We start from the raw sequence: 14,091 nt of genomic DNA, 5'->3' as shown, positions 1-14,091 counted from the left end.
ATTTGCATTGGCTGTCCCGCCGGCGGCTCCGCCGGGGCCCGGATGCAGATCGAGGATGGTTCCATGACGACGCTTGAGAAGACCACGACCATCGAGGATACGGCACTCGCCCGGCTGGACCGCGAGGGCCGGCTGCTCAATGCGGTGCTCAAGGCGCCGACCAAGAAGCCGGGCCGCTTCGGATTCCGCGGCGATATCGCCTTGAAGTTCCAGACCCAGATGGCCGACGAAAAGCGGCCGCCGGATTTCTCCATCGAGCAGGTGCTCACCATCGTCCAGGCGGGCGAGCCCACCATCCCGATCCTGGTGGGCTACATCCACTCGTTTGCCTATCTGGCGGTGGTCGCCGACGTGCTGAAGGGCCTGCTCAGCCCCAGCGGCACCTATTTCATCTTCGCCAACAATATCGACCTGCTGGCGAAGTATCGCGTGGTGATCGACGGCATCACCTTCATTGTCCTGCCCTGCGATGAATCCACCGTCTGGAAAGAGATGATGGACCTGATGAGCATCGACAAGAACGACACCAAGAAGATGGATACCGCCGGCAAGCTGGACCATCTGCTGGACGCGGCGCTGGGCTTCAAGGAGGCCTATCCGGTCATCACCTTCGAGGAAGGGGTTGCCCGCATGGAGCCGGTGAAGAACCGCAACGAGAACCGTCCGGTCTGAGGGACGCTTCCTGAGAAGATCGTTTTCCGAGACGCGCTCCGGCCGGGCATCCCCCGGCCGGAGGTGTTTCTAAGAGACCGCGCTCAGGCCTCGCGGGCCAGAGCGTCATCCTCGTCCTCGTCTTCCACCAGTTGCAGCCCGGTGACGCAGATGTCGTCATCCAGCACCGTGAGCGCCACCGGCGTGAGGCCCTTGCCCTTGCACGGGCCATCGAGGCAGGTGCCGGTGCCCAGCTCGAACAGGGCGCCGTGCTTGCCGCACATCAGGCGGACGCCGTTGGGATCCAGGAACTGGTTGCGCTCCCAGTCCAGATTCACCCCGTCGTGCGGGCATTTGTTGAGATAGCCGAACACCTGCCGCCCCCAGCGCACCACAACGATGGGGAAGGGGCGGTGGCTGCCGTCCTCCGCCACCACCATGAGGTGGAAGCCGGCGGCCCGCTGGCTGGGAATATCGCTCAGGCGGCAGATGGCATAAGCGACGGAGGGAGCCGTTCCGGTGTCCATGGGGTCCTCTTTCACAGCGAAGCGGGTGGGAGGGGCGAGCGAACCGGGTGCACCGGGGAGGCCGGTGGCCGGTCTCCCGCCGCCAGCAGCAGGCGGTTGGCGGCCAGAGAGAACTCCTGCCAGGCGGCGGCGATGTCGCGCAGCATGGCCTGCACATAGTCCTTGGCGGGCTGGGCCTCGGTGGGGAAATTCGACAGGGCGCACGAGGTGCGGTTGAACGCCACCACATCGTCCATGAGCGCTTGCAGGAAGCCGCCGAACGGGTTCTGCACCTGCGGCATCAATGCCGAGCGCCCCCGCTCCACCGGCACCGCGCCGGTCTCGAACCCCAACTCGTCCAGAAGGTCGAGAGCCTGTGCGAACACCGCTTCCGCCGCCGCCAGCACCGCGCGCTGCGTGAGCTGGTCGCGCTGCTGGGCCGCAAGGCTCGCGGTGATACGATGGCGATAGTCATCCAGCACGCGATCGCCCTGCGCGACCACCCAGGCGTTCAGCCGCGACAGGCGCGCGGCATTGCGGGCGGCGGGATCGTCAATGGCGTCAAGGGCGATCTCCGGCGCGGGGGCATCGCGCGCGAGTGCCCGCTCGATGCGCCGCGCCGCCTCCAGCGCGCCTTCCAGATAGCCGGCGCCGCGGGCGGCGGTCTCCGAGCCGCCGAGATGCAGCCGGCCGGCCCACAGCGCCCGGCGCAGCAGCGGACTGCCCTGGTCCACATGGACCGCATTGGGCGCGGCGCGGTCCCGCGCGCTGCAGGTGAAGGGCTCGTGCGCCCAATCCTGGAGGTGCAGCGTCGCGCCGTCCAGATCGGTGCCGAATACCTGTTCCATCTGGTTTTCCAGCAAGATGGGCAGGCCCACGGCGAAGCTGTCGCGCAGGTCCGGCGTCAGGGCCAGGAAGCCGCCCAGCGCCGCCTTCGTGCCGGTGGCGTCGCAGGCATCATAGATCTCGCCCAGCACCGCCTGCTCGTGACTGACGAAGGCATTGCCGGAGAGGCCTGCCGCCCGCCACGCCGCCCGGTCATAGGCGATGACCGCCTTGGCCTGGGCGGCCATCCAGGTGGCGGTGCCGGCCATGGCATCGCAGGTGGCGTCATCCAGCTCCGGGCTGAAGGCGACCTGCTCCGCCAGCAGCCGCGGCGGCAGCGCCAGCACCACATGACGGGCGTCCAGCTCCACCGTGTGGCCGTCCACCGTGAAGGTGAGGGCCACATGGTCGCCGCGATCCGTCACCGCGGTGAGGACATGGCCGAGGTGCAGATGCTCTGGCGGCAGGTCGGCGGCCAGCTTGGTCACCAGGGCGCCGAATCCGTCCGCCAGGCGGCGGGCATCCCCATGCACGGGGCGGTCGAGACGCTCCGCCGTCTTGTCGGGGTCGCGCAGGTGCAGCACCGTGCCCGCGTCGTGCTGGGGCAGATGGTCGAGGCCCAGCTCCGCCACCAGCGCGGTGATCAGCGCCTGATTTTCCGGCCAGAACCAGGCGGGGCCGAGATCGAGCGCGAGGCCGGACGCGGCACGGGCGGTGCGGATGCGCCCGCCGAGCATGGGCCTGGCTTCGAACAGGGCCGCCGGCCGGCCGGCGCGGGCGAGGGTCCGGGCCAGGGCAAGGCCGCACAGTCCGCCCCCGATGATCGCCGTGTCCAGCATGGCCTGGCCTTCGCAAGTGGTCGCTGCCTCGGGTCTTGCAAGATTCGCGCAACTCGCCGGCCCGGGGCGATCCTGCGCCATCGGCCATGCCCCGTGTGCGGGATGCGACGTGATTGTCGCAGTTGAGCGCGCCGGCGTGTCGGATCAGCGCCGCACCGCACACTGCCGGACCGCGCGGCCCAGCGCCCGGCGCTGATGGCCGGATGCCGGAGATGCAGGCCCGAAGCAAGCGCGCGTCGCCCGCGCCCTCACTTGGCACAAAACTTGATGTGGTCTTCACAACATCTGTTTGGAGATCCCCCATGAATGTCGCCCAGGACTTCGTGTCCGCTTCGCTGGATGAGCTGAAGGACCGGCTCGCCGGCGGCACGCTGACGGTCTATTCCGTGGCCCGCCCGCTCACCGCGGACCACAAGGTGGAGCGCAGCGGCGTGCTGGCCACCTTCACCTTCGCCTCCCCGGCCTTCGGGCCGGCGACCGAGGCCGGCGAGGCGCCGCTGTTCGTGGCCAATCCGGTGCTGGGCGTCACCACCGGCACCTTCGGCTTTGCCCGCGCCACCACCGCCGATGGCGCCGTGGTGGCGGACTTCTCCGCCGGCCCCGGCCCGCGCGAAATCAAGTTCAGCGAAGTGTCCTGCTCCCCCGGGGCAGCGGTGAAGATCACCAGCTTCACCTTCATCGCCGAAGGCGGCTGGCCGGAGCGTCCGGACTATTTCGACAGCCACCCGCGCACCGGCTTTGTCATGCCGCAGGTGCTCTGACCGGCCGCCGCCGCGCTGCCCGGCAGCGCGGCGGCTTAGCCCTTGTTTCCCCAAACGGAGATCACGCGCCCATGACCTCTGCATCATCCCCGGCCGTCGAGAGCCTCGCCGCTGAGAGCCTCGCCTTTGCGAGCCCCCTGGTCGGCACCGAGTGGCTCGCCGCCCATATCGGCGAGCCGGATCTGCGGATCCTCGACTGCACCTGGCATCACGTGAGCACCAATCTGGATGGCCGCACGCAGTATCGCGGCCGCCATCTGCCGGGCGCGGTGCATTTCGATATCGACCATGTGGCCGACAAGGCGAACCCCTTGCCGCACATGCTGCCCACGGCGGCGGATTTCGCCACCAAGATGGGGCTGCTGGGCATCGGCACCGGCGATCGGGTGGTGGTCTATGACCGGCTCTATGGCGGCTCCGCCGCCGGCCGGGCATGGTGGATGTTCCGGGCCTTCGGCCATGACAATGTGGCGCTGCTGGATGGCGGCTTCGGCAAGTGGATCAAGGAAAAGCGCGAAACCGAGATGTCGCCGGTGCGCCCGGAGCCCAAGTCCTTCACCGCCACCCTGGCCCCCGGCCTGGTGCGCGATCTGATCCAGATGAAAGCCAATGTGCTGAACCCGGTGGAGCAGGTGGTGGACGCCCGCGGCCCGGCCAAGTTCGAGGGCACGCAGGAAGACGTGTTCCCGTTCAAGAAGCTGGGCCACATCCCCAACGCCATCAATGTGCCGTGGGCGGATCTGGTGCATCCGGAAACCGGGGCGCTGCAGCCGCCGGCGGTGCTGGCGGCGCGGTTCGCGGCAGCCGGCATCGATTTGACGCGCCCGGTGGTGGCCACCTGCGCCTCCGGCATCACCTCCTGCATGGTCGCCCTGGCCCTGCATGTGCTCGGGCACCCCGATGCGGCGGTCTATGACGGTTCCTGGGCCGAATGGGGCCTGGCCGAAGATACGCCGGTCGCGGTGGCGGCCTGACGCCGCACGGATAGAAAAGGCAGACGCTGATGGACCCGCACGCGGTATCGGCCGGCATGGCCCTGGTGGGCGAGGAGTATGAGCTCTTCGCCGATGCCGCCGGCGACGCCTTCACCTTGCGCTTCAAGCCCGAGCACCGGGCAGCGCATCTGGAGGGCGACGACGCGGTGCGCTTCCGGGCGGATTTCGAGGCCATCACCGCGCAATTTCCCGCCTGGAGCCCGGACCAGGCGCTGGCGCAATTGTGGGATCAGGGCGGCTACAGCTGGTTGGCCGCGGACGAGGAGGGCGCATCATGACCACGCTCATCAAGACCACCCAGGACGGCCGCAAGCTGGAGGTCATCGGCCTTGCCATCTGCCTGGACGGCCAGCTGGAGGCGTTCGAGCTGATCGAGGTCAAGCAGCATCCCAACCGCCGCGCGATCCTCACCGCCGCCCCCGACACCACCCATATGGCCGGCCGGGTGACACTCACCGCCGCCGAAGCGGAATTGGTGGGCGAGGCGTTCAAGGAGGTGGAGGCGCAGATCCTGGCCAATCCCGCCGCCATCAACGAGCGCTTCCGCATCGCCGCCATGTGGAAGGCCCGCGAGCAGGGCATCGAATAGGGATGGGCGGGGCGTCGGCCCCAGACTTCGTGCGCAAGGCTCGGCGCTGGCGACCTTGAACCCTCTGGGTCGTCGCGCCCGTTCTGGCCGGCCCGGCGGCAACGCCGACGCCGGCCTTTTTTATGGGGCAGGGTTGCGTCGGGATAGGGCCAGATCCGGTCTGCGCGGGAGCCTTGGGCGGCGACTACACCCTCCACCGGGGCGTTGGGCGAGGCGGCTGACCGCTGTTCAGGGCGTCGGCGCGGTCTCGATCACCGGCGCAGCAGGAGCGGCCGGCGGACACAGGCTGGCGTGCCGGTCGCTCGGTGCCGCGCCGCTGTCAGCTAAGCGAGTGCCGGCGTGCATTCCCGCAGGCGATGCGCCGGCGTGATGCTGTCCGCGGCCCAGCCTCAGGCGGACTCGGGCTTGGCTTCGTGGGTCTGGCAATTGGTGGGGCAGACCCGGGCGCAGGCGCCGCAGCCGATGCAGGCGCCGTCGTCATTCATCACCATGATCTTCTTCTCGATCTCGTCGTCGTCATCGTCGTCGAGATCGACGAAGGTGCCTTCGTCGGTGAGGCCCTTCAGGGTCATCACATCCCGGCCGCAGACCTTGTAGCAGCGGCCGCAGCCAATGCATTTCTTCTCATCGATGGCGACGAGGAATTCCGGCTGCCAGAGGCGGCCATCGCGGGTGGCGTTCGACATGGCGTCCTCTTTCATCTCCAGGGGCCGGGCCGAATGGCGCGCGGCGGTGGGTCATCGACATCCGGCCAAGATCTGGCCAAGCACCACCGGCGCCGCGCGCGGGTCGCGGATCGGTGATGCAGCGGTGGGGAGCGGACGGGGCGGCGCCGATATCGAGGCGCCGGCCCCGTCCGAAACGGATGCGGGATGAGGAGGTAAGTCATCCCGCGTCCGGGTCAGTATTTGGCGACGTCCGGGAATTTCTCGATCATGCCGACGCCGGCGGCCACGTGCTTGGCGCCTTCCTCGGCCAGCTTGCCGAGATTATCGAAGCCGAAGCGGTGCACATCGCGCAGCTGCTTGTTGACCACGATCAGCCGCCCACCGATCAGCACCATGCGGCCGAAGCCCTCATGGCTCATCTTGAACATGGGCGACACCATCACCCCGGTTTCGCGCTCGATGGAGAGGGCGACGGCGTTGAAGAACAGCTCCAGCCGCCAGATAGTCTCCGGGTCCGGATCGCCGATGATCGGCAGCGCCCGGCGGGCTTCCTTGTCGAGAATGTAGGGTTCCAGCAGCGAGAGGTCGCTCTTGCTTTCCCAGGCGCCGTGGCTGTCCTGGGCACGCCAGACCTTGATGAGTTCCTTGATGAACGGCGCTTCGGCCGCCGGCGGGGTATCGAGAATTGCGGCGCTGTCGGACATGGGATGCCTCACTCGTCAAAATCGAAGGTGCGCTCTTGGCCCTTGTTCAGGATCTTGCGCAGCCAGGGGGGCGGATTGCCCTTCAACACGTCTTCCAGCTTCACCAGCAGCTCGCTGATCTCTTCCGGCTGGTTGACCTTCATGGGGTGGATGTTGTTGGCCACCACCCGGGCCGCGCCCGAGCCGCCGATGGCCGCCACATAGAGGATGGCGCAATCCTTGATGGCCTCGATCTTGGGGGCCAATTTGTCTTCGTTGCCGTCTTCCTTGAGATCGCCGTCGAATTCGATGGCTTCCAGAAAGTGGTGGCCCTGCGGCCCGACCTCATAGATGGCGATGTTCTTGGCCCAGCCGAAATGCGCATCGACGCGCTTGAGGTCCTGGGTGGCGAATGCGATTTTCATGGCATCGTCCTTCTGTTCTGCCGCCTCAATGCATCGCGCTGGCGTGGCCGGCATCGTCGCCCCGCCAGGTGTCGGGGGTGGGCTCGTGGTTCGCTTCGTGATCGGCCATGATGAGATTGGCGATGGCGAAGATGGTGTCGCGGGTGCCGCGATAGCCCATGGCCGTCTGGTGCCCGGCGCCGAGGCGATCGAACATGGGCATGCCGGCGCGGTAGAAGGGAATGGCCAGCCGCTCCGCCGCCTGCCGGCCATGGGAATGGGTCACCAGCAGGTCGCAGCCGCGCTCGCGGGCCTGGGTCTCCAGATCCTCCAGATCGCCGATCAGCACCTCCTCCGCCATCACCTGTTCCAGCACCGGCGACTGGGTGGTGGTGACGGCGGCGGTCACCTTGGCGCCGATCTCGTGCAGCATGGAGGAGAGGTCGAACAGCAGGTCCGGCTCGGCGCCGATGGCCAGCTTGCGCCCGCCCAGATGGAAATGGGCATCCAGCATGGCGTCCACCAACTGGCCGCGCTGGCGGCGATATTTCAGCGGCACCGGCCGGCCGCTGATGGTGGACAGGAACATGATGAATTCATCGTTCGGCGCCAGGCCGCACAGCCGCTCGAACACCTTGAACGGGGTGCCGGTCTTGATCTCCAGGGCTTCCGCCGCCCGGCGCATCTGGGCGCCGATGGCGATGGTCCAGCCCGCCTGGCCCATGGTGGCCACCTCCTCCACCCCGATGCCGCCGATGGTGGTGGGGGTAAATTCATCAGGGATATGCCCATCCAGCGAGCCGCCCAGATCCGGCAGGAACGACGGCTCCAGGCCGAAATCCTCCAGGACGGTGCGCACTTCCTCGATGTCACCGGGGGTCATGTGGCAGCCGGGCAGCACGTTGACCCGTGAGGGATCGCGGCGGGCCTCGGCCTTGGGCGTATCCACCAGCACTTCCACCATGCGGGCGACGGTCTTCTCCCAGCCGTCCTGGAAGGCGTCCTTGAAGTCCGGGGTGGAGACATAGACCATGGGCAAATTGGCCACTTCCGGATTCTTCTGCCGGATCAGGCGGATATAGCCCTCCACGTCGTCGCCCTTGGTCTCAGTGACGCCGGTGGAGCAGATGCCGATGATCTCGGGCTTGGTGCGCTTGTGAATGTTGAGCACCGCCTGCTCCACATTCTCATAGCCGCCCAAGACGGTGGCCACTTCGCTCATGGCGGTGGTCTGGAGCGGGATCGCCTCCTTGAAATGGCGGACGAACAGCACCAGCCCGAACGAGGTGCAGCCCTGCGAGCCGTGCAGCAGCGGCATGGACCCGCGCAGGCCCATGAAGGCCAGCGCGCCGCCGATGGGCTGGCTCATCTTCAGCGGATTGACCGCGCAGGCTTTCTTGGAGGTGACGACCATGGCCATGGGGCTACTCCGCCGCCTGGAGGACGGGCAGGGCGGCGGCCTGCGCGGCGGCGGCCGCCAGCAGCTCTTCCACCCGCCCGGTGCAGGCGCCGCAGCCCCCCGAGGCATCGGTGGCACGGCGCACCTCCTCCACAGTGCTGAGCCCCTGCGCAGCAATGGCGCCTTCGATCACCCCGAGGCTGACATTCTTGCAGTGGCAGATCTTCTGCGCCTTGCGGGCGGCTTCCGCCGCCACCGGATCGGCGGCGAGCGCCGCGGCTTCCGCGTCCGACTGGGCGGTGGCTTTCGCCTGCCAGGTATCGGCGGCGCTCTCCCAGGGGGCGCGCTGGCGCACCTGTTCCCAGATGGGATTGTAGAGCGCCTTGTCGATCTCCTCCACCAGCTTCACCATGCCCACATAGCCCATATAGGCGTGGTGGCGTTCCTGGTTGATGTCGAGCCACGGCATCGCCGCCTTCAGCGCGATGAATTGCGAGCGCCCGCCGGACAGCATGATGTCGGCCTTGGCGTCTTTCAGCATCTTGTACATTTCGCGCGGCGTCATGTCGTCGATCATGTGGGCGTCCTGGCCCATCAATTCCTTGATGCGTTCCTTGTCTTCCTTGGTGGACTTCTTCACCGAGGTGCCCACCAGTTCGAGGCCGGCTTCCTGCAGCGCCGCCACCACCGACCAGGACTTCACGCCGCCGGTGATCAGCAGCACCTTCTTGCCCTTGAAGCGGGGCTTGTATTTGGCGATGCCGGCCCAGGCTTTCGCCTCCTCGCGGGCGATCACCGCCTCGGTGCGGGCCATCAGCTCGTCGGGCGCGCCGCGCTCGATCAGCAGGCGGGCAATCTCGCGCAAAGAGTCGCTGGAATCCTCGATGCCGTAGAACGAGCCTTCGAAGAAGGGAATGCCGTAGCGCTCCTCCATCTTGCGGGCCACATTGATCATGGCCTTGGAGCACACCATCATCGCCGCCTTGGCGCGGTGGGAGGAAGCCACTTCCTTGTAGCGGCCATCGCCGGAGATGGACGAGAAGATGCGGATGCCCAATTCGTCCAGCAGCGGCTTCACCTGCCACAGCTCGCCGGCGAGATTGTATTCGCCGATGATGTTGAGGTCGTAGGGGGTGGTGTATTCCGGCTCCTCGGTGCCGATCACATGCTCCAGCAGGGCCTCGCCCGCGAGCTTGTTGCCGAGATTCTTGGGGCCGACGAAGCCGGGGGAATTGACCGGGATCACCGGCGTGCCGAACTTGGCCTTGGCCGCCTTGCACACGGCGTTGATGTCGTCGCCGATCATCGCCGGCACGCAGGTCTGATAGACGAACACCGCCGGAGGATTGTACTTCTCGATGATCTCGCGGATCGCCTTGAACAGGCGCTTCTCGCCGCCGAACACCACGTCGGTCTCGTTGATGTCGGTGGTAAATCCGGTGCGCCAGATGTTGGAGCCGGAGGACTTGGCGCCGCGATTGTCCCAGGAATTGCCCTCGCAGGCGATGGGGCCGTGGATGAGATGGGCCACGTCGGTCAGAGGCTGCAACGCGATCTTGGCGCCATCGAAGGCGCAGCCGCCGGCCGCTCCACCGGGCTGCAATTGCTTGGTGCAGCCCTTCTTGCGCTCCGCCTCGGACTTGTTGGCATTCTTGCCGCAGCCGGGCTCGTTGAACACATCCTGGATGGTGGCGGAGAGCGAAGTCATGGGGCGGTCCTCTTCCGATGATCATGGGCGGATCGTGGGGGGCGCCGGGCGGCGTCACGCCAGAGGAGCAAAGGCGCGGGACGGCAGACGCCGAACGCGCAAATGGCCCGCCGCGCGCCCCTTGAGGGAGGCGCGCGGCAGGCTCGGCATCAGCGGATGATGTCGAAGCTGTAGTCGGTCTTGGACGGGACGTTGGTGTTGCGGTCGATCTCGTCGAAGATCTTGTCCAGGATGGTGACCAGGACGTTCAGGCCGCCCTGATAGCCCCACACCGGACGGCGGTGGTGGTGGTGGCGGTCGAACACCGGGAAGCCGATGCGGATCAGCGGGGTGCCGGTGTCGCGCTCCAGATACTTGCCGTAGGTGTTGCCGATCAGGAAATCCACCGGATCCGTGAACAGTAGCGAGCGCATGTGCCACAGATCCTTGCCGGGATAGACCTTGCAGTTCTGTCCGAACGGCGAGCTGTCGAACAGCGCCTGCACCTTCTCGGCCCAGCCCTTGGTGCCGTTGGTGGCCAGCACATGGGTGGGTTCCGCGCCCAGCTCCATGAGGAAGGCGGCCAGGCCCAGGCAGAGGTCCGGATCGCCATAGATGGCAAACTTCTTGCCGTGGATATGGGCGCTGGAGTCAGCGATGGCATCCACCAGGCGGCCGCGCTCGCGGGCCAGTTCCTCGGGGATCTCCTTGCCGATGAGGCGAGACACCGCCATCAGGAAGGCATCGGTGCCGGCGACGCCGACCGGATGGTTGAACGCCACCACTTCCTGGCCATGGCCGGCGATGAACGGCAGGGTCTTCTCAGTGCAGTATTCCTGCATGGAGATAGTGGCCTTGGCGTGCAGCGCGTTGGCGGTTTCTTCCAGCGTGGTGCCGCCGTCATACATGCGGAACTCGCCGTCGGTGGGGGTGTCCCACACGTCGGAATTGTCGCCGATGATGGTGTAGTCGGCGCCCATGGTGGTGAGCAGGCGCTTGACTTCGCGCAGATTGCCCACGGTGTAGCCGTCAAAGCCGCCGATGAAGTTGATCTTGTCGTTGGGCACCCGCTCCAGCACCGGCGCGGTGCGCGCCTTGCCGTCCCAGAAGTGCTCCAGGATGCCCTTCATCACATTGTCATAGCCGGTGACGTGGCTGCCCACGAAGGCCGGGGTATGGGCGAAGGGAACGTCGAATTCCTCGGGCACGGAGCCCTTTTCCTTCGCCGTCTTGATGAAGGCGTTCAGATCGTCGCCGATGACTTCCGCCATGCAGGTGGTGGAGACAGCGATCATCTTCGGCTTGTACATGGCGTGGGTGTTGGCGAGGCCGTCGATCATGTTGTTCAGGCCGCCGAACACCGCGGCATCCTCGGTCATGGACGAGGACACGCAGGAGCTGGGCTCCTTGAAATGGCGCGAGAAATGGCTGCGGTAATAGGCAACGCAGCCCTGCGAGCCATGGACGAAGGGAATGGTGCCCTCGAAGCCCACGGCGGCGAACACCGCGCCGAGAGGCTGGCAGGCCTTGGCGGGGTTCACGGTCAGGGCTTCGCGGGCGAAGTTCTTCTCTTTGTATTCGGGGGTCTTGGCCCACTCCCGGATGCGTTCCACTTCAGCGGGATCGCGCGGGTTTTCGAACATCTTCTTCTTGTTCGCCAGCATCTGCTGGTATTCCGGGCCACGGAATAGCTCGAGATGATCGAGCACATGTTCGGCATTCTGCGTCATGGTGATGTCCTCTTGATGTCGGATCCCGATCTGGCGTCCCGGCCCGCCCGCGATCGGGCGGGCCGGGACGGCGCTGCGCTATTCGGCGGCCATCAGGGTGGGCTTGGGCACCGCTTTCCACGGGGCCTTGGCCATCTTCCAGATGGGCGAATTGATGGCCATGTCCATGTCGCGCGCGAAGATGGCGAAACCGTCATAGCCGTGGTACGGGCCGGAATAATCCCAGGAATGCATCTGCCGGAACGGCACACCCATCTTCTGGAACACGTACTTTTCCTTGATGCCCGAGCCGACGAGGTCCGGCTGGACCTTCTCGACGAACTTCTCGAACTCGTAGCCGGTCACGTCGTCATAGATCAGCGTGCCGTCCTTCACATAATGCTGGGCGGTGCGCTGGTAGTCGTCGTTATGGCCGAACTCATAGCCGGTGCCGACCACTTCCATGCCGAGGTCTTCATACGCGCCGATGACGTGGCGCGGACGCAGGCCGCCGACGAACAGCATCACGGTCTTGCCTTCCAGCCGCGGCCGGTACTTGGCGATCACCGCGTCCATCAACGGCTGGTACTTGGCGATCACGCGCTCAGCACCGTCCTTGATCTTGTCGTCGAAGAAGCTGGCGATCTTGCGCAGCGATTCCGCGATCTTGGAGGGGCCGAAGAAGTTATATTCGGTCCACGGAATACCGTACTTTTCTTCCATGTGACGCGAGATATAGTTCATGGAGCGGTAGCAGTGCAGGACGTTGAGCTTGGCCTTGGGGGTGGCCTCCAGCTCCGCCAGCGAACCGTCGCCGGACCATTGCGCGATCACCCGCAGCCCCATCTCCTCCAGGAGAATGCGCGAGGACCAGGCATCGCCGCCGATGTTGTAGTCGCCGATGATGGCGACGTCATAATCGGTGGGCTCGAACCGCGGGGTGGCGTCGGCGGGGATCTTGTCGAACACCCAGTCGCGGATGGCGTCGTTGGCGATGTGATGGCCCAGCGACTGCGACACGCCGCGGAAGCCTTCGCACCGCACCGGCACGATGGTCTTGCCGTCATATTCCTTCGACTTGGCCTTGGAGACCGCCTCGATGTCGTCACCGATCAGGCCGATGGGGCATTCCGACTGCACGGTGATGCCGTTGTTCAGCGGGAACAGTTCCTGGATTTCGTCCATGATCTTCAGCAGCTTCTTGTCGCCGCCGAACACGATGTCCTTTTCCTGGAAGTCCGACGTGAACTGCATGGTCACGAAGGTGTCGATGCCGGTGGTGCCGATGTAGTAATTGCGGCGCGCGGCCCAGCTATACTGCCCGCAGCCCACCGGGCCGTGGCTGATGTGGATCATGTCCTTGATCGGACCCCAGACCACACCCTTCGAGCCGGCATAGGCGCAGCCGCGGATGGTCATCACGCCGGGAACCGACTTGAGATTCGACTTCACGCCGCAATCGGACTTGCCCGCCTCATGGACATTGAGGTGCTTGGCGCGCCTCTTGGCGGTCTTCTCCGGATAGATTTCAAGAACCTCGCTGATGAGTTCCTTGTTCCGGGCCTTGATCTCTTCGATGCTTTGCGTCTTTGCCAGGCTCATTTCGCTATCCTCGCTACCTTGGGTTTCAATCGGGGGGCCAGCCCCGGGTGAAGGGGCTGGCCGGATCCGTGTGAAAGGCTTCAGACTGGACCTGATCAGGCCGACATGGCGGCCAGTTCTTCGGCGGTCTTGCCGACCACGCTCTCGTCCACGGCCTTCATGATGCCGTGCTCCATGAGCATGTCTTCCAGCTCGTCCATGGTGATGGGGGTCGGGATGATGCCCTTGCCGCCATTGGCATGGATCTTCGTGGCCAGGCTGCGATAATGGCCGGCCTGGACGCTGTCGGGAGCGTATTCGAGCACGGTCATGCGGCGCAGTTCGGCATGCTGCACGATGTTGTCGCGCGGCACGAAGTAGATCAGGTGGGTGCCGAGCTTCTTGGCCATGGCTTCCGCCAGTTCCAGCTCCTTGTCGGTCTGGCGCTCATTGCAGACCAGCCCGCCCAACCGCACGCCGCCGGAATTGGCGTATTTGAGAATGCCCTTGGAGATGTTGTTGGCCGCATACATGGCCATCATCTCGCCGGACATGACGATGTAGATTTCCTGCGCCTTGTTCTCGCGGATGGGCATGGCGAAACCGCCGCACACCACGTCGCCGAGCACGTCGTAGGAGACGTAATCGATGTCTTCGTAGGCGCCGTTCTCCTCCAGGAAGTTGATGGAGGTGATGACGCCGCGACCGGCGCAGCCGACGCCGGGCTCAGGCCCGCCGGACTCGACGCAACGGATGTCGCGATAGCCGACCTTCATCACCTCTTCCAGCTCCAG

At 65.9% G+C, this 14,091-nt stretch carries 15 protein-coding genes; 5 read left to right on the top strand and 10 right to left on the bottom strand.

Translation table 11 applies throughout. The features are described 5' to 3' along the window. Positions 1-63: 63 nt before the first annotated feature. Positions 64-672, top strand: coding sequence for a hypothetical protein (locus AAG816_RS24925; protein ID WP_341992412.1), 609 nt, complete (start codon positions 64-66; stop codon positions 670-672). An 83-nt stretch (positions 673-755) separates the two neighbouring features. Here the strand turns inward: AAG816_RS24925 and AAG816_RS24920 are convergent, their stop codons facing one another. Both AAG816_RS24920 and AAG816_RS24915 read right to left on the bottom strand, forming a co-directional pair. Further along, positions 756-1,178, bottom strand: coding sequence for a Rieske 2Fe-2S domain-containing protein (locus AAG816_RS24920; RefSeq protein WP_341992411.1), 423 nt, complete (start codon positions 1,176-1,178; stop codon positions 756-758). 11 nt (positions 1,179-1,189) lie between these two features. Continuing rightward, complete coding sequence (locus AAG816_RS24915) at positions 1,190-2,821, bottom strand: FAD-dependent oxidoreductase (protein WP_341992410.1); 1,632 nt, start codon at positions 2,819-2,821, stop codon at positions 1,190-1,192. Between the two features lie 302 nt (positions 2,822-3,123). Between AAG816_RS24915 and AAG816_RS24910 the strand changes: the two genes are divergently transcribed. From AAG816_RS24910 to AAG816_RS24895, 4 genes are all read left to right on the top strand, one after another. Further along, positions 3,124-3,582, top strand: coding sequence for a hypothetical protein (locus tag AAG816_RS24910; RefSeq protein ID WP_341992409.1), 459 nt, complete (start codon positions 3,124-3,126; stop codon positions 3,580-3,582). A 71-nt stretch (positions 3,583-3,653) separates the two neighbouring features. Next, entirely contained in the window at positions 3,654-4,556 is a 903-nt protein-coding gene (locus tag AAG816_RS24905; protein ID WP_341992408.1) for a sulfurtransferase, read from the top strand. A 29-nt stretch (positions 4,557-4,585) separates the two neighbouring features. After that, a complete protein-coding gene (locus tag AAG816_RS24900) occupies positions 4,586-4,855 on the top strand; it encodes a hypothetical protein (protein ID WP_341992407.1) in 270 nt (89 codons plus the stop codon). Next, positions 4,849-5,166 (top strand): hypothetical protein, encoded by a 318-nt coding sequence (locus AAG816_RS24895; protein ID WP_341992433.1) that lies wholly within the window; start codon positions 4,849-4,851, stop codon positions 5,164-5,166. Before AAG816_RS24900 ends, AAG816_RS24895 begins: the two co-directional genes overlap by 7 nt. A gap of 389 nt (positions 5,167-5,555) precedes the next feature. On the opposite strand, the gene fdxB is transcribed toward AAG816_RS24895, so the two are convergent. The 8 genes from fdxB to nifH form a co-directional block, all read right to left on the bottom strand. Continuing rightward, a complete protein-coding gene (fdxB, locus tag AAG816_RS24890) occupies positions 5,556-5,852 on the bottom strand; it encodes a ferredoxin III, nif-specific (RefSeq protein ID WP_341992406.1) in 297 nt (98 codons plus the stop codon). A 215-nt stretch (positions 5,853-6,067) separates the two neighbouring features. Continuing rightward, entirely contained in the window at positions 6,068-6,538 is a 471-nt protein-coding gene (locus tag AAG816_RS24885) for a NifX-associated nitrogen fixation protein (RefSeq protein ID WP_341992405.1), read from the bottom strand. Between the two features lie 8 nt (positions 6,539-6,546). Then, a complete protein-coding gene (gene nifX, locus AAG816_RS24880) occupies positions 6,547-6,942 on the bottom strand; it encodes a nitrogen fixation protein NifX (RefSeq protein WP_341992404.1) in 396 nt (131 codons plus the stop codon). Between the two features lie 25 nt (positions 6,943-6,967). Beyond that, positions 6,968-8,341, bottom strand: a complete 1,374-nt coding sequence (gene nifN / locus AAG816_RS24875; RefSeq protein ID WP_341992403.1) for a nitrogenase iron-molybdenum cofactor biosynthesis protein NifN — start codon at positions 8,339-8,341, stop codon at positions 6,968-6,970. A gap of 4 nt (positions 8,342-8,345) precedes the next feature. Next, a complete protein-coding gene (nifE, locus tag AAG816_RS24870) occupies positions 8,346-10,028 on the bottom strand; it encodes a nitrogenase iron-molybdenum cofactor biosynthesis protein NifE (protein WP_341992402.1) in 1,683 nt (560 codons plus the stop codon). A gap of 149 nt (positions 10,029-10,177) precedes the next feature. Further along, on the bottom strand, positions 10,178-11,737 hold the full coding sequence (gene nifK, locus AAG816_RS24865) for a nitrogenase molybdenum-iron protein subunit beta (protein WP_341992401.1): 1,560 nt from the start codon (positions 11,735-11,737) through the stop codon (positions 10,178-10,180). A 78-nt stretch (positions 11,738-11,815) separates the two neighbouring features. Next, positions 11,816-13,318, bottom strand: a complete 1,503-nt coding sequence (nifD, locus tag AAG816_RS24860) for a nitrogenase molybdenum-iron protein alpha chain (protein ID WP_341992400.1) — start codon at positions 13,316-13,318, stop codon at positions 11,816-11,818. Between the two features lie 95 nt (positions 13,319-13,413). Next, positions 13,414-14,091: nitrogenase reductase (gene nifH / locus AAG816_RS24855; RefSeq protein WP_341992399.1), on the bottom strand; the 678-nt coding region annotated here is incomplete at its 5' end.

It is taken from the genome of Azorhizobium sp. AG788, from assembly GCF_943371865.1.
In the GTDB taxonomy this organism is placed as follows: domain Bacteria; phylum Pseudomonadota; class Alphaproteobacteria; order Rhizobiales; family Xanthobacteraceae; genus Azorhizobium.
Note: the sequence above shows the minus strand (reverse complement) of the source record. Positions and strands in the feature narration are given on the sequence as shown.